The organism is Solitalea canadensis DSM 3403, assembly GCF_000242635.2.
GTDB lineage: Bacteria > Bacteroidota > Bacteroidia > Sphingobacteriales > Sphingobacteriaceae > Solitalea > Solitalea canadensis.
The window spans coordinates 3,078,665-3,093,780 of sequence record NC_017770.1; the positions used below are offsets into that span (position 1 = coordinate 3,078,665).

15 protein-coding genes are annotated in these 15,116 nt (G+C 36.6%); 12 read left to right on the plus strand and 3 right to left on the minus strand.

Annotated elements, in window-relative coordinates:
* Positions 1-8 precede the first annotated feature (8 nt).
* On the minus strand, positions 9-479 hold the full coding sequence (locus SOLCA_RS12695; protein ID WP_014680857.1) for a hypothetical protein: 471 nt from the start codon (positions 477-479) through the stop codon (positions 9-11).
* A 148-nt stretch (positions 480-627) separates the two neighbouring features.
* Positions 628-1,824, minus strand: coding sequence for a proline dehydrogenase family protein (locus tag SOLCA_RS12700; protein WP_042481258.1), 1,197 nt, complete (start codon positions 1,822-1,824; stop codon positions 628-630).
* Between the two features lie 157 nt (positions 1,825-1,981).
* Here SOLCA_RS12700 and aroB point away from each other — a divergent pair, with 157 nt between their 5' ends.
* The 11 genes from aroB to SOLCA_RS12755 all read left to right on the plus strand — a co-directional run bounded on the left by aroB (position 1,982) and on the right by SOLCA_RS12755 (position 12,852).
* Positions 1,982-3,052, plus strand: coding sequence for a 3-dehydroquinate synthase (gene aroB, locus SOLCA_RS12705; RefSeq protein ID WP_014680859.1), 1,071 nt, complete (start codon positions 1,982-1,984; stop codon positions 3,050-3,052).
* A gap of 252 nt (positions 3,053-3,304) precedes the next feature.
* Positions 3,305-4,132 (plus strand): prephenate dehydratase, encoded by an 828-nt coding sequence (locus SOLCA_RS12710; RefSeq protein ID WP_014680860.1) that lies wholly within the window; start codon positions 3,305-3,307, stop codon positions 4,130-4,132.
* A gap of 67 nt (positions 4,133-4,199) precedes the next feature.
* Positions 4,200-5,303 (plus strand): chorismate mutase, encoded by a 1,104-nt coding sequence (locus tag SOLCA_RS12715; RefSeq protein WP_014680861.1) that lies wholly within the window; start codon positions 4,200-4,202, stop codon positions 5,301-5,303.
* 79 nt (positions 5,304-5,382) lie between these two features.
* Positions 5,383-6,639: a 3-phosphoshikimate 1-carboxyvinyltransferase gene (gene aroA, locus SOLCA_RS12720; RefSeq protein ID WP_157604569.1), complete on the plus strand. Its 1,257-nt coding sequence runs from the start codon at positions 5,383-5,385 to the stop codon at positions 6,637-6,639.
* Between the two features lie 110 nt (positions 6,640-6,749).
* A complete protein-coding gene (gene aroC / locus SOLCA_RS12725) occupies positions 6,750-7,823 on the plus strand; it encodes a chorismate synthase (RefSeq protein WP_014680863.1) in 1,074 nt (357 codons plus the stop codon).
* Positions 7,824-7,918: 95 nt separating this feature from the next.
* Complete coding sequence (locus tag SOLCA_RS22415) at positions 7,919-8,494, plus strand: porin family protein (RefSeq protein WP_014680864.1); 576 nt, start codon at positions 7,919-7,921, stop codon at positions 8,492-8,494.
* Between the two features lie 147 nt (positions 8,495-8,641).
* Positions 8,642-9,271, plus strand: a complete 630-nt coding sequence (locus SOLCA_RS12735; RefSeq protein ID WP_014680865.1) for a porin family protein — start codon at positions 8,642-8,644, stop codon at positions 9,269-9,271.
* A gap of 149 nt (positions 9,272-9,420) precedes the next feature.
* Positions 9,421-11,130: a patatin-like phospholipase domain-containing protein gene (locus SOLCA_RS12740; protein WP_014680866.1), complete on the plus strand. Its 1,710-nt coding sequence runs from the start codon at positions 9,421-9,423 to the stop codon at positions 11,128-11,130.
* Positions 11,131-11,133: 3 nt separating this feature from the next.
* Positions 11,134-11,535 (plus strand): VOC family protein, encoded by a 402-nt coding sequence (locus SOLCA_RS12745; RefSeq protein ID WP_014680867.1) that lies wholly within the window; start codon positions 11,134-11,136, stop codon positions 11,533-11,535.
* Between the two features lie 149 nt (positions 11,536-11,684).
* On the plus strand, positions 11,685-12,299 hold the full coding sequence (locus tag SOLCA_RS12750; protein ID WP_014680868.1) for an NAD(P)-dependent oxidoreductase: 615 nt from the start codon (positions 11,685-11,687) through the stop codon (positions 12,297-12,299).
* A gap of 10 nt (positions 12,300-12,309) precedes the next feature.
* The gene (locus SOLCA_RS12755) at positions 12,310-12,852 is read left to right on the plus strand and encodes a DUF1697 domain-containing protein (protein ID WP_014680869.1); all 543 of its coding nucleotides are present in this window, start codon (positions 12,310-12,312) and stop codon (positions 12,850-12,852) included.
* Here the strand turns inward: SOLCA_RS12755 and SOLCA_RS12760 are convergent.
* Positions 12,847-13,818, minus strand: a complete 972-nt coding sequence (locus tag SOLCA_RS12760) for a CobW family GTP-binding protein (RefSeq protein WP_014680870.1) — start codon at positions 13,816-13,818, stop codon at positions 12,847-12,849. The genes SOLCA_RS12755 and SOLCA_RS12760 overlap by 6 nt on opposite strands.
* A gap of 182 nt (positions 13,819-14,000) precedes the next feature.
* On the opposite strand from SOLCA_RS12760, the gene SOLCA_RS12765 reads away from it, so the two are divergent.
* On the plus strand, positions 14,001-15,050 hold the full coding sequence (locus SOLCA_RS12765) for a Gfo/Idh/MocA family oxidoreductase (RefSeq protein WP_014680871.1): 1,050 nt from the start codon (positions 14,001-14,003) through the stop codon (positions 15,048-15,050).
* The last annotated feature ends 66 nt before the right edge of the window (positions 15,051-15,116 follow it).

Here is a 15,116-nt window from a genome sequence, read left to right on the forward strand (position 1 = left end):
CTAAAAAACTACTTCACTTCCTGATCAACTTCAACGCGAAGCACTTTTAAACTCTTCTGAAGATCGTGATATTGATTAACCAATTTTTTCTGGGTTTGATCAAGCATGATTTGATCTGATTGTATTTGCCTTCTTCCTACTTCCAACACCGGAATTTTACTTAAGAATTCTTTATGCTGCTTAACTACCGTTTCCATTGAATCAATTAGTTCACGATGGCGCAACAAGCCTGATTTTGCCCGATTACGCAAAGCCAAATAAGAACTGTCGTTCTCGCTTTTAACTAATTTAATTAAAGAATCCCGTTCTGTAATAGTTCTTACTTGTTGTGTAATCATGAGATTATAAAGAGAATCCATAGAAGCAACCTTAGCTTCGGTAATTTTATGTGCAGCAGCAATCTGTTCTTGGTTCTCTCCACGTGAACATGCTGCCGCTATTATTAATGCAGGATAGAAAAGGAAATGTATTTTTTTCATAAGATATCGGGTTTACTTACTTAAATATAAATTAAAAATTTCTCAAACAATAGAATTTCAATTCATTATAAGTCAGTTTATTTATCAGTCCGACACAAAAAAAGCTGCACGTTTCCGTACAGCTTTTCAAACTATTCTCAATTCTCCATTAAATTCTTCTGCGTTGCTTCTCTTTTACAATCAAACCCAGCTCCCGGCCCATTTGTCCGGCTATAGCTGTATTCTCTTGTGCACGACGGAATAAATAAGGCAATACGGATTTTACCGGTCCATAAGGCACATATTTTACTACGTTATAGTTTGCGTGCGATAAATTGAAGCTTAAGTTATCACTCATACCTAAAAGCTGAGAGAAATACACTTTAGGATTCTGACCTTCAATATTATGTTCTTCCAATAAATTAACTAGGTTCCTACAGCTATTTTCATTATGTGTACCCGCTACAAAAGCAATTCTATGCAAATGCTCCACACAGAATTTCACAGCTTCATCATAATCACAGTCAGTAGCTGCTTTATCCGGCTGAATTGGTGATTCATAACCCATTTCAGCAGCACGTTCACGTTCTTTTTCCATATATGCACCACGAACCAATTTAGCACCTAAATAGTAGTTATTTTCTTCGGCTTCTTGTGCATTTTCCTTTAGGAACGCTAATCTGTCGTGACGATAAATCTGGTAAGTATTATAAACAATAGGATCGATACGATTATATTTTTTCATCATATCAATTGTCATATTATCAATAGGATCCTGAATCCAGGTTTCTTCCGCATCAATCATCACAGGAATACCGGCCTGAAAAGCTGCATGACAAATCATGTCAACGCGAGATTGTACTCTTAACCACTCCAGATTTTCCTTTTCTGACAATTGATCACCTCGTTGAATTTTCTCCAACAACTCCAAACGAGCTAAACCTGTTACTTTAAATACTGAAAATGGAACTTTGTGATCTTTGGTAGCACGGTTAATTGTGGAAATGATTTCATGGCAGGTTTCATCAAAGGCTTTTTCATTATTCTCGCCTTCAATTGAATAATCTAAGATTGTACCAACCTTATAGTTAGCAAGCTGATTAATTGTGTTCTCACAATCTTTGATACTTTCTCCACCGCAAAAATGACTGAATATTGTTTTTCGGATAATACCTACAATGGGTAATCCCAATTTCAATGCAAAATTTGTTATTGGTGGGCCAATTTTCACTAGAAAATTAACATTGATCACTTTAAATAGCCAATAGGCTTTTTTCAGCTCGCTATCCGACATATGCGAGAATGCAATTTCTGTATTGTCGAAAGATAGAGCTGATGGTTTATTGATGGGGCGGCTCTCTATCATGCCCCAAAGATACATTTTTTACAATTTTAGAAACAAATACAATTAAGTTTTAATCAACTAAATGACAGATCGTTAACAAATACTTTTACAATTGAGGGTCGTATCTTCTTCCGATACAACGTCGAATAATTTCATCGGGAAATTGTAATTTGGCCTCATGAATTTACAAGCTATTCAAAGTTCGGGGTATGAAGTTGTTTTTGGCGACGCTTCTGAACTGTTGATCGATTTTCTGCAAAAAAGAAATTATTCAAAAATATTTTTCCTTGTTGATACTAATACCAGCGAACATTGCTATCCGGGTATTGCTTTAAATATTGCAGGTGATATTCCTCATGATATTATTGAAATTGATAATGGGGAGGAAAACAAGAACATCGACATATGTATTGGCATTTGGAAAATGTTGCTTGATTTTGGTGCCGACAGAAAAAGTCTTGTAATCAACTTAGGTGGCGGAGTAGTAACAGACATGGGAAGTTTTGCTGCTGCAACTTATAAACGAGGAATTGACTTTTTACAAATCCCTACTACCCTTCTTTCACAAGTTGATGCATCTGTCGGGGGTAAAACAGGAATCGATGTAGATGCGGTAAAAAATATGGTTGGTACCTTTACCAATCCACAGACCGTTATTATTGATCCATCTTTCTTGTTAACGCTTCCAAAAAGAGAAATTATATCGGGTTTTGCAGAGATCATCAAGCATGGATTAATTGTAGATAAAGAGTACTTTAATGCGATTAAATTCATCATTTTTGATGATATAGACCCGCTTATTATTCATCGTTCTGTAGCGATTAAAAATGAAGTGGTAACAGCTGATCCACACGAAAAAAATATACGTAAAAAATTAAACTACGGACATACGATCGGACACGCTATTGAAAGCTATTCCTTACAGCATGACAAAAATCCTTTGTTACATGGTGAAGCCATCGCTATCGGAATGATTGCCGAAAGTTACTTGTCTCATAAATTTGCAGACTTGCAACAAGAAGAATTAAATGAAATCTGCGATTTCATTTTATCCGTTTACCCAAGCTATAAGGTTGATGAAAATAGCTTTGATGACCTGCTTGCCTTCATGAAAAATGACAAAAAAAATGAGGACGATAAGATCAATTTCACTTTGCTCAATTCCATTGGAACCTCCACAATTAACTATTATTGCAGCGAAGAAGAGATATTAGAATCGATAAAATTCTATAATAATCTTATCAAATAATCAACAAAACATATTTAAGTTTAAATTTTTTACAATTTTTCACAAATATTTTTTGTTTTACACAAAAAGACTTTTACATTTGTGCAAACGCAGACAAAGAAATAACAATGATATTAAACAACGCATATTGGTTCTTCGGTTACTTTTACTTTTTTAGTGAAAGCCGGGACTAGTATGTAGATACTTTAAGATATACTTACATAAAAAGTCCCGGCGCGAAAAGCGACGGGACTTTTTTGTTTACAATGTTTTATGAGCAAAAAAAGAGTAGCAATTCAGGGTACAAGAGCGTCGTTTCATGAGGAAGCCGCTTACAAATATTTCGGTGAAGACATTGAAATTGTGGAGTGTGTGACCTTTAAGCAAACATGCGAAGCTATTAAGAAAGGAACTGCTGATTATGCAGTTATGGCAATTGAAAACTCAATTGCGGGCAGTTTGTTACCTAATTATGCATTGCTGCAAGAGTTTAACTTCCCTATTATCGGTGAGGTTTACTTACACATTCAGCTGCATTTGCTGGCATTACCGGGTGTAAAATTTGAAGATATCAAATACGTTCATTCACACCCTATTGCGATTCGCCAGTGCAATGATTTTTTTGAAGACTTCCCTCATTTACAAGTTTTAGAAAAAACCGATACGGCAGCATGCGCAAAAAATATCAGAGAAAACAACCTGACAGACACAGTAGCCATCGCAAACCTAACGGCAGCTAAAATGTATGATCTGCAGGTGCTTGAGCGTAGAATAGAAACTAACAAAAAGAATTTCACCCGATTCCTGATTCTTGCAAATGAAGCAGTTGAATCATCCAAAAACAATAAAGCTTCAATTTGCTTTCAGGTTGGCAATACAATCGGATCATTAGCTAAGGTGTTGAACATTTTTGTTGAAAACAACATCAACTTAACCAAGATTCAATCAATGCCAATCATCGGAAAACCAAACGATTACAATTTCTACGTAGATTTAGAATGGGGTAAGGAAAGTGATTATGACCACTGTATGCGTAAGCTATTAAAAGCAGTTGTCAATTTAGCCGTAATGGGTGAATACCTGAAGAATCCGATGAAATAATCGGTGTAATCCAAAAAAGTAAAAAACAAACAAATTATAAAAGTTAAACTAAAAAGGACACAACAACATGAAAGCATTCGATGTACTTCCATTAAACGAATGGTTCCCAGGCGGTAACGAGCCATTAATAATTGCCGGACCATGCAGCGCCGAGAGCGAAGACCAGGTTATGGCTACTGCACGTGAATTAAAGAAAACCGGTAAGGTTCGCGTTTATCGTGCAGGCATTTGGAAACCACGTACTCGTCCGGGTGAATTTGAAGGGCACGGTGCTGAAGCTTTGAAATGGTTACAACGCGTTAAAGAAGAAACAGGTTTTCCTGTTACTTGTGAAGTTGCCACTGCAAAACACGTTGAAGAATCATTAGAAGCAGGTGTTGATATTCTTTGGGTTGGTGCACGCACAACAGTTAACCCTTTTTCAGTACAGGAAATTGCTGATGCTTTAAAAGGTGTTGACATTCCGGTTATGATCAAAAACCCAGTAAACCCTGATCTTTCTTTATGGATCGGTGGCATTGAACGTTTATACCGTGCTGGCATTAATAAATTGGTTGCTATTCACCGCGGATTTTCTTCATTCGAAAAATCAGCTTTCCGTAATGAACCAATGTGGGAAATGGCGATCAACCTAAAAACTCAACACCCTGAGTTGCCTATTATCGTTGACCCAAGTCACATTTGTGGTAATCGCGAATTGCTTCCATATATTTCACAAAAAGCGATGGACTTAGATATGCAAGGTTTAATGATCGAAAGTCATATTAACCCTGCAACTGCTTGGACCGATGCAAAACAACAAGTTACGCCAGAAGCATTAGCTCAATTAGTTGGCAACCTTACTTTGCGTAAACCTGAATCACAAAACGTGGAGTTTGTTAGCAAATTGGAGCAATTACGTCAGAATATTGACAAATTGGATGATCAGATTATCCAAAAAATGGCTGAACGTATGCAAATCGTTGAAAAGATTGGTGAGTATAAACGTGATAATGATGTAACAATCCTTCAGGTTAACCGTTGGGAAGAAATCATGGAGAAACGTACTTCATTTGCAAAAGCATTAAACTTAAGTGAAGCCTTTACTCACCGCTTATTAGATCTTATCCACAGCGAATCAATTCGTCGCCAAACTGAGATCATGAATACAAAACCGGTTGAACACGCATAATAGCAAATAGATATTAGTTCATGGATCATGGTTTCAAGGTAGAACTATGATCTATGAACTATCAACCATTAACTATAACATGAACATTCAAATTAAAGCTTCAACCAAAAACATAAATGGTGAAATAATTCTTCCGGGATCAAAAAGCGAAAGTAACAGGGCTTTAATTATGAGGGCATTGTGTAAACAACCTTTCGAAATAAAAAATCTTTCGGTTGCCGACGACACTGTTACATTAGATCACCTTCTTTCCACACAAATACTTTCTTCTTCTCACAATAAAGCAACAATAGATGTAGGGCCAGCCGGAACCGCTATGCGTTTTCTTACTGCATTTTTAGCGGTAACTCCGGGTGAGTGGTTATTAACAGGAACTGCTCGCATGTTAGAGCGCCCAATTAAACTTTTAGTTGATGCGCTGCAAGAGCTCGGAGCTGATATTGAATTTGCTGGTAACGAAGGCTTCCCTCCTTTGAAAATTAGAGGTAAAGACTTAAAGCTGACGAATGAAATTGCTATTGATGGAAGTGTAAGTAGTCAGTACATTTCAGCATTATTGATGATTGCTCCTACCCTGCCTCAGGGTTTGATCCTGAATTTGACTGGTGTTGTTGCTTCAAGGCCTTATATTGAAATGACGCTGGCTATGATGGCTGAATTAGGCATTGAGCATACTTGGTCGGAAAACACAATCATTATAGAAAAACAGGATTACACATCGAATGATCTGTTCATTGAACCAGATTGGAGCGGCTCGTCATATTGGTATTCATTAGCGGCATTATCTGATAAAGCGGATATCAAACTTACCGGGCTAAAAACAAATAGTCTGCAAGGAGATAGTGTAATTTCGGGAATGATGGAAAACTTTGGTGTAAAAACTGATTTCCTAAAAGATGGAATTCGCCTGTCAAAAGTATCTTCCACCGTAACTATTAATTTCATTGATTTTGAGCACTGTCCGGATATTGCACAGACTTTAGCTGTAATTTGTGCAGGGTTAAACCATAATTGTACATTTACAGGACTTGAAAGCTTAAAAATTAAAGAAACCGACCGTGTTGCTGCTTTACAAAACGAATTGGGAAAATTTGGAGTGACGATAAAGCAAGATGGCCTGAATTATCAGTTGGATTGCTCAGGTAGTACAATTGGCAAATCCGACGATGCAGAACCAGTATTTATTAATACTTATCATGATCATCGGATGGCAATGGCCTTTGCTCCTTTAACGTTAAAAGTTGATCAACTTGAAATTGAAGATCCTAAAGTAACGGGTAAATCGTATCCTCATTTTTGGGATGATTTAGATAAAGTAGGAATTCATCAGATTTGAGATGTGAGATTTCAGATTTGAGACATATTTAATTAACAATAATCAGAGATTTATGCAGGATGTAATAATCACATATCTCCTATCCCAAATCTCATATCTAAAATAAAAACATGGCTGGAAATACTTTTGGAGAAGCATTCAGAATAACGACTTTCGGCGAGTCGCATGGCAAAGCTATAGGAGTTATCATTGATGGTTGTCCTGCAGGTTTGGAAATTGACCTTGAGTTTGTTCAATCTGAATTAGATCGGCGTAAACCCGGACAATCAAAAATAACTACCCAGCGTAAAGAATCGGATATCGCACAGTTATTGTCTGGAGTTTTTGAAGGACAATCGACAGGCACTCCGATCACTTTTTTAATTCCGAATGAAGATCAACGTTCAAAAGACTACGATCATAATGTAGGCCCATTTCGACCTTCACATGCCGATTATACCTATCAGGCAAAATATGGCATCAGAGATCACCGTGGTGGGGGGCGTTCATCGGCGCGTGAAACTGCAGCCAGAGTAGCTGCCGGAGCTGTTGCTAAATTATTTCTGAAACAGACAGCTGGCATTGAGATAACTGCTTATGTAAGTGCAGTCGGTACTATGAAAGTTGAAAAACCTTACACTGAGCTGGATCTTTCAACTACCGAAAACAATATTTTGCGCTGTGCTGATCCTGAAAAGGCAGAAGAAATGATCGCTTATATTGACAGTGTAAGAAAGGCAGGTGATACCGTTGGTGGTATTATTACCTGTATCGCCAAAAAAGTTCCGGTTGGGTTAGGCGAACCTGTTTTTGATAAACTGCACGCCGACTTAGGAAAAGCCATGTTATGCATTAATGCTGTACATGGTTTTGAATATGGATCAGGATTTGAAGGAGCTACCATGCTAGGTTCTCAGCATAACGATCTTTTTGAAACCGACTTCTCCACCCGGACCAACAACTCAGGAGGTGTTCAGGGAGGAATTTCAAATGGTCAGGATATTTACTTCAGAGTAGCATTTAAACCTGTTGCAACCATTATGCAAGGACAGGAAACAGTAGATAAAGAGGGGAATAAAGTAGAACTGCATGGAAAAGGTCGACATGACCCTTGTGTAGTTCCGCGTGCCGTTCCTATTGTTGAATCAATGGCGGCACTTGTTTTAGCTGATCATTTCCTTCGAAATAAAAATGCAAAGATTTAGAAAAGAGGCGAAAGCCTCTTTTTTGTTTAAGATCCTTTTATCATAAAAAAAAGTAACTATTAATTATATTTTTGCGCCTCATCAAAATTCAAAAAATGAAGAAACTCTACTTTTTAATTATCTGCCTATTAACTGCAGGAACTTCAATGGCACAGAAGGCTCAGTTTGGTTTAAAATTGGGTGCGAACTTCGCGAACCAACATGCAACCTATCAAAATTTAAGTGCGAATGGATCTACACTCACCAGCATTTACCTAGGTGGGTTTGTAAATACAGGGATTGGAGGAAACTTTTCCTTTCAACCAGAATTCTTGATTTCATCACAAGGAACACAAACGAATTACAACGGTAACACAATTAAGTTTAATACAGTGAATATTAACATTCCGTTGATGATTAAAGTAAACGCAACAGAAGGCCTTAATTTTGAAGCAGGACCACAGTTAGGTTTTTTAGTTAGTGCGAAAGCAAGAAATAAAGGAAACTCCATTGACATTGCAGATGGTTACAATACTGTTGATTTGGGTATAAATGCTGGAGTTGAGTATGTATTCCCTAGCGGTTTCCTTTTAGGCCTCCGTTATTCACACGGTATCACGGATATTCTTAAAGACGATGAAGCTACAACGACTAACAGAGTTATTTTATTAGGAATTGGTTATAGATTCTAAAATCTCTAATTATTTAAATAAGACAAAGAAAGAGCCATTCACCGGCTCTTTCTTATTAAGTAAATGTACTTAATATACAATACCTTGTTATTAACTAATAATTATTGTTTTATATTTGAACCATCAACGTAAAACAAAAAATCGAAAATGAAAAAATTCTACGTATTAATTGCTTCTGTAATGATTGCAGGTGCAGCTATGGCTCAATCACCAGTAAAATTTGGTTTAAAAGCTGGTGGTAACTTTGCTAACATCAACACATCAGTAAGTGGATTTGGTTCTTCAGTTTCACAAAGTGCAAGCTCTGTAACAAGTTTCTATGTAGGTGGTTTAGCAACTATTCCACTGGGTACAAAACTTTCTTTCCAACCTGAGTTATTATTATCATCTCAAGGAGCAAAAGGAGAATCTTTTGACCTTGACGGCAATAGCTATGAAGGAAAATCAAGTACATTGTATTTAAATTTACCATTAATGGTTAGATATAATATTGTAGCTGGCTTACATGGAGAATTAGGTCCTCAAGTTGGTTTTTTATTAAGTGCTAAAGATAAATTTCAAGGAGAATCTTTTGATAGCAAAGATGGCTACAAAAGCTTAGACTTTGGCGTAAATGTTGGCGCTGAATATCAATTCCCTATGGGCTTATTTTTAAATGCACGTTATAACTGGGGATTATCAAACATTGCTAAAGGTATGGAAGAAGCAGAAGACTTCGGTGTTAGTGCAAAAGTAACTAACCGCGTATTATCTTTAGGTTTAGGTTTCAGATTCTAATCCAAAAAGAACTAATATTCTTAAAAAGACTGCTCAATGAGCAGTCTTTTTTTGTTTACAGCCCTCCTATTCAATTTCCATTTATTCTGGCTATATTTAATAAACTACTTATTAATCAATAGTTTACATCAAACCTTATTCATAAGCACATGGATGATCAAAAAACCTTTCACCTGGGCCTGTGCATGGCAGGGGCGGTTTCTGCAGGTGCGTATACAGCCGGAGTAATGGATTATTTAATCGAAACGCTTGAACGTTGGGAGAAAGCCAAGCAGTCTGGAGACCCTTCAATTCCTACTCATACTATTATTATTGATATTATTGGAGGAGCATCAGCCGGAGGAATGACATCCATCATTGCAGCTGCCGCTATGCAAACACAGATTAATCATATTCAACCAACCAATAGGGATGATGAGATTTATAAAAAGAGTAATAAATTTTATGACTCTTGGGTTAATCTGGCTGCTGACGATATGCTTCCGTTAATGTTGAGTAATAGTGATATTGAAAAAAATGGAAGTGTTATATCCTTATTCAACTCTGAGTTTATTGATGACATAGCCGATAAGGCTGTAACAGTTTCAACGGACACACCTTACCTTCGCCCCTATATTTCCCCTGACGCTGATCTTTTAGTCACATTAACCAACTTACAGGGCATTCCATATTCCTTGGGATTTCTATCGTCCAGCAACCCATTGAACTTATATAAAACTGCCTCTCACCGGGACTTTGGTCATTTTGCTCTTTCCGGAAATCCTTATAAAAATGACGGACGCATCCCCCTTTCTTTTATACAAAAAATAAATATTGATATAGCTAAAGCATGTGCTAAGGCTACCGGAGCTTTCCCGGTTGGATTAGCCGCAAGAGAGATTGTAAGAGATAAACAACAGGTTTTTGATAATCCTTTTATCAATTTAATCAACACCATTGAAAAAAATTACAATCAAAACGAAGCCCCTGTAAACAGTTCTGTACTCAAAGACAAGTCGTATCTAAGTGAACTACTTACTCATTTACAGAATGAGGATAAATACACCACATTAAATGTTGATGGCGGACTTATGAATAATGAACCTTTTGAAATAATCAGGGATGTACTTTTAAGAAAAACAGGTGAGAACAAACCAGATAATAATGATTACGACAAATGTAGAAGCAGTATTTTAATGATCGATCCATTTCCATGTGAACCTCCTGCCACAGATTTTAATAATAGCAGTGGATTAACCAATATCGTTACTAAGACATTCGGGGCTATGCGGGGTCAATTATTATTTAAACCTGAAGATATTGAGAAGGCACTTGATCCTAAAAACATCAGTCGCTTTCTGATAGTACCTGAACGAAATGAGGATGGACAAAATATAGCAGGAAGTATGGCGATTGCCTGCGGCTCGTTTGGAGGCTTTGGAGGATTCTTTGATAAATCATTCCGAGTTCATGATTATTTCCTGGGCCGCCGTAATTGTCAGTATTTTCTTCAGGAATGGTTTACTATTCCAGCTGATACCACCAACCCAATTTTTACTCAAAATTATAGTCCTACAGCAATTGAACGTTTTAAAGCTAAAAATGGACATTTGCCAATAATTCCGGATACCAACCGAAAAATTGATGGAACTGAAGAGAAACCATTATATTGGCCAAAGATTGAAGAAAGCAAAGTAAGGAGTTGGGAAAAACTATTTAAAGAACGTCTTAAAGAAGTGTTGTTTAAATTAGCTGACCTGAGAAACCTGGATAAGTTCCTATTAAAGGTCGGTTACGGAATATTAATCGGACGAAAACTAACTGATGCGATTATGAAAATGATCATTAACGACTTGAGAAACCATAATTTAATTAAATAACTAATGAAACGAGTTACCGGTATAGGCGGCATTTTTTTCAAATGTGACAATCCTGAAAAGCAAAAAGAATGGTATCAAAAACATTTAGGTATTAACTCCGGAGATTTTGGTGGCACTTTTGAATGGCGATTAAAAGAAGACCCAGATCATGTAGCTTATACAGCATGGAGTCTTTTCAAATCTGATACTCGTTATTTCTCTCCAAGCGAAAAACCTTTCATGCTTAATTACAGGGTAGAAAACCTTGTGGAACTATTAGACGCACTAAAAAAAGAAGGAGTGCAGGTATTTGATAAAATTGAGGAATTTGAATTTGGGAAATTTGGCTGGATAATGGACCCGGAAGGCAACAAAATTGAACTTTGGGAGCCAAATGACGAAAATTATTTCAACGAATCGAAATAACAAATACGCTCTCCCCTTTGATCGATATTGAACAGATTTTGTATATTAAGGCAATTGAATGCCTTACCTGATATTAGTTACTTTTTATCAGGTAATTATTGTCGTAATTGTTCTTATTAATCTTCTAAACAAAATCAAAGGCTGATACTATGAAGATCATTGTTTTCGGCGCCACCGGGCGCACCGGCCGTAAAATAGTTAAACAAGCTTTAGAGCGGAATTACCATGTAACAGGTTTTGCGCGCAATCCATACAATATCCATTTTCAACACCCTCTTTTAGAAATATTTATGGGTGATGTACTGGATGCAGAAAAAGTGAAGGAAGCCATGCAAGGTCATGATGTGGTTCTTTCAGCCTTAGGCATTCCAGATTCCCAACAACGCTTCCAAGCCTATCAAAACATTATTTCGGCAATGAATGCCTATGAAATGAAACGCATTATTGCAATTGGCGGAATGGGCGTTTTGATGGCTGATGAACATACTCGCGTTGCGCACACGCCTGAATTTCCGGAGCAGTACAAAGAAGTATCAGAGGCTCATTTCAAAGTTTATGAGGAATTAAAAAAAAGCGGCCTTGATTTCACGTTTGTTTGTCCACCTAATATTATCGAAAACGAAAAAACAGGATTGTATATAGTAAAAACTGACCATCACCCCGGAAAAAATTCGATCTCAACCGGAGATTTAGCCGACTTCATGCTAAATGTAATTAATGACGAGACCTTCTTTCGCACCCGAATTGGGATTTGCAACAGTTAATTGAGCTTCTGTGAAAACCTATATTGCAATATTAAGAGGCGTTAACGTAAGCGGGCATAATAAGATCAACATGAAAGAGTTGAAGTCTTTATTAGAAGAACACGGCTATGAAAATGTAACCACCTATATCCAAAGTGGGAATATTGTATTTACTATCGCTAAAGACGTACGACAGCTAGAAAAGAATCTTGAAAAGTTGATGACCGATAAATTTCAACTGACAATTCCTGTCATCGTCAGAACGGCTGATCAGCTAAAATCCATCATTAAAGAAAATCCTTTTTTAAAAGAAACTAATCTAGAAGAATCTAAGCTATATTTTACGCTTTTAGCAGAACCTCCTTCTACAGAAAATATTAAAAAAATAATCGAATACAATTACGAGCCCGACAAATTTGAGGTTACTAAATCGGTTGTTTATGTTTTCTGTCCCAATGGTTATGGAGTTACCAAACTAAGTAATAATTTCTTTGAGAATAAATTAAAAGTGAATGCGACCACACGAAATTTAAACACCCTGAATAAACTTATTGAGCTGGCCGAAAAACTATAAAAAGGCAAAATCACTATAACAATTTTTCAATCCTTTCTCTAACAAATCACGGCGAAGATTCTTACCTATAAAAACAATTTTGCTTGTTCTAACCATTCCCTCTTCCCAATCACTTCCTGGAGTGTACGTAGCATTATTCATCACCGATTGAACTATGTGACGTTCATCTAAACCAGCAAAATTTAAAACACCTTTAATCCGATAAAAACTTTGTCCTTGTATAACCAGCAGCACATTTAACCAATGTCTGAATTTTAATAAATCAAGTGGATGATCGAAAACAAAACTTTGAGAAACCACTTCATCATGAGCAACTTGCTGTCCAATTGGGAAAAACTTAAAACCCTGTTCAACCATTTTTGTAGTGTACGCTTCCATATTCAGCAAATTCACTTCATCCTGCTCACCTTTTACCGCAGTTATTATTTTTGCGTAGTTATTGATTTTTTTAACGATTTCAACAACTCGAGTTAATTGCTCTTCAGTAATTAGATCTGTTTTATTAATGATAATAACATCTGAGAAAGCAATCTGCTTACGAGCCTCTTCCCTTTCCTTTAGCAGTGTCTCCATATTTTGGGCATCAACCAAACAAATAACGGCATCCAATCTAAGATGAGACTGGATGATTTGATCGCCAATAAAAGCGGCAGCAACAGCAGAAGGATCAGCAATACCTGTACTCTCCACTACTAAATGATCAAATACCGGAACATCTTTTATAAGCTGTGCTAAAACATCATTGAACTCGCCACTCATCGAGCAGCAAATACACCCATTAGATATCTCGAATAGTTCATTATCACCTTTAAAAACCAAATCACTATCTATACTTACTTCTCCAAACTCATTTTCCAAAACAATCAACTTTTTATCGGTATTTTTTCGGATAAGATTATTTAATAGAGAGGTTTTACCGGCGCCTAAAAATCCGGTTAGAACAGTTACGGGAATTGGATATTGCATTGCTTAATTACTAGGCCACAAAGGTAGTTAAACCATATAAGACATATAAGAACATTTAAGATTTAATCCCTATTTACTGGCTCACTAAATAGATAGTTATGATACAGACACGATAAGCTTTATATGTTAAAATATATCTTATATTGCATAGACATTTATCTTTGCCCAAAAACAACATATATATGTCTGATCCTATTCTCACAGGAATTTGTTCATTTGGCTATTCAACAAAAGTATTTCACGGGCCTCTGCTTGCTGCAAATCCGAATTTTAAATTTAAAGCCGTAGTTGAACGAAACAAACAAGAATCAAAAGATAGCTACCCTGAGCTTACGATCTATAAAAGTATTGATGAGCTGGTTAACGATGGTTCTCTTGAGTTAATCATTGTAAATACGCCCAATCAGACTCATTACGAGTTTGCAAAAAAGGCGTTATTAGCCAACAAGCATGTAATAATCGATAAGCCTTTTGCCGCAACGGTTGAAGAATGCCAGGAATTAATTACACTGGCAAATGAAAGGAATAAATGTCTAACAGCCTTTCATAATCGTCGTTGGGATGGCGATTTCAAGATCGTTAAAGAAATAATTGAGTCGAACCGACTAGGGCGATTAGTGGAAGCTTCTTTCAGTTTTGAGCGTTTCAGAAGCAAATTAAACCCTAAAAAACATAAAGAAGAACCCGCTCCTGCAACCGGACTCGTGTATGAAATAGGCACACATATTATAGATCAGGCCATTGTATTATTTGGTATGCCCGAAGCTGTTTTTGGGGATATTCGAAAAATGCGGGATGGTTCGCAAGTAGATGATTTCTTTGAACTATTACTTTACTACCCTAATTTTCGTCTTAAGTTAAAAAGTACCATTCTTGCTAAAGAAGAGCTTCCGGGATACATTCTACATGGTACCAAGGGTTCATTCATTAAAAAAAGAATGAACTTACAGGAAGATCAGCTAAAAGTAGGAATGTTTCCTACAGATAACGGCTATGGAGTAGAGCCACCTTCTGAATGGGGTGTACTTTCCATTGAAGAAAACAACGAGTCTTTCCGTAAAATGATACCAACTCCGCATTCAAATTATGGCGATTTCTTTGAGTTAGCCTACCTTCATTTAAGAAAAAACGGACCAATTCCGGTTAATCCGTTTGATGCATTAAATGGGATTAAAATAATCGAAGCTGCATATAAAAGTAATACAAACAAAATCGTTATAGCAATACAATAATTGCTATATTTAGCGAATTTATGTAGAGATTTATTAATAGCGCTCAATCGTAGTTGCGCTCATTTT

Bases quoted from the DNA above. Each gene is read 5' to 3' on its own strand.
- SOLCA_RS12735 (WP_014680865.1), top strand. From the start codon at position 8,642: ATGAAAAAATTCTACGTATTAATTGCTTCTGTAATGATTGCAGGTGCA.
- SOLCA_RS12695 (WP_014680857.1), bottom strand. From the start codon at position 479: ATGAAAAAAATACATTTCCTTTTCTATCCTGCATTAATAATAGCGGCA.
- SOLCA_RS12745 (WP_014680867.1), top strand. From the start codon at position 11,134: ATGAAACGAGTTACCGGTATAGGCGGCATTTTTTTCAAATGTGACAAT.
- SOLCA_RS12710 (WP_014680860.1), top strand. From the start codon at position 3,305: ATGAGCAAAAAAAGAGTAGCAATTCAGGGTACAAGAGCGTCGTTTCAT.
- aroC (WP_014680863.1), top strand. From the start codon at position 6,750: ATGGCTGGAAATACTTTTGGAGAAGCATTCAGAATAACGACTTTCGGC.
- SOLCA_RS12750 (WP_014680868.1), top strand. From the start codon at position 11,685: ATGAAGATCATTGTTTTCGGCGCCACCGGGCGCACCGGCCGTAAAATA.
- SOLCA_RS22415 (WP_014680864.1), top strand. From the start codon at position 7,919: ATGAAGAAACTCTACTTTTTAATTATCTGCCTATTAACTGCAGGAACT.
- aroA (WP_157604569.1), top strand. From the start codon at position 5,383: ATGAACATTCAAATTAAAGCTTCAACCAAAAACATAAATGGTGAAATA.
- SOLCA_RS12700 (WP_042481258.1), bottom strand. From the start codon at position 1,824: ATGATAGAGAGCCGCCCCATCAATAAACCATCAGCTCTATCTTTCGAC.
- SOLCA_RS12715 (WP_014680861.1), top strand. From the start codon at position 4,200: ATGAAAGCATTCGATGTACTTCCATTAAACGAATGGTTCCCAGGCGGT.
- SOLCA_RS12760 (WP_014680870.1), bottom strand. From the start codon at position 13,818: ATGCAATATCCAATTCCCGTAACTGTTCTAACCGGATTTTTAGGCGCC.
- SOLCA_RS12765 (WP_014680871.1), top strand. From the start codon at position 14,001: ATGTCTGATCCTATTCTCACAGGAATTTGTTCATTTGGCTATTCAACA.
- SOLCA_RS12740 (WP_014680866.1), top strand. From the start codon at position 9,421: ATGGATGATCAAAAAACCTTTCACCTGGGCCTGTGCATGGCAGGGGCG.
- aroB (WP_014680859.1), top strand. From the start codon at position 1,982: ATGAATTTACAAGCTATTCAAAGTTCGGGGTATGAAGTTGTTTTTGGC.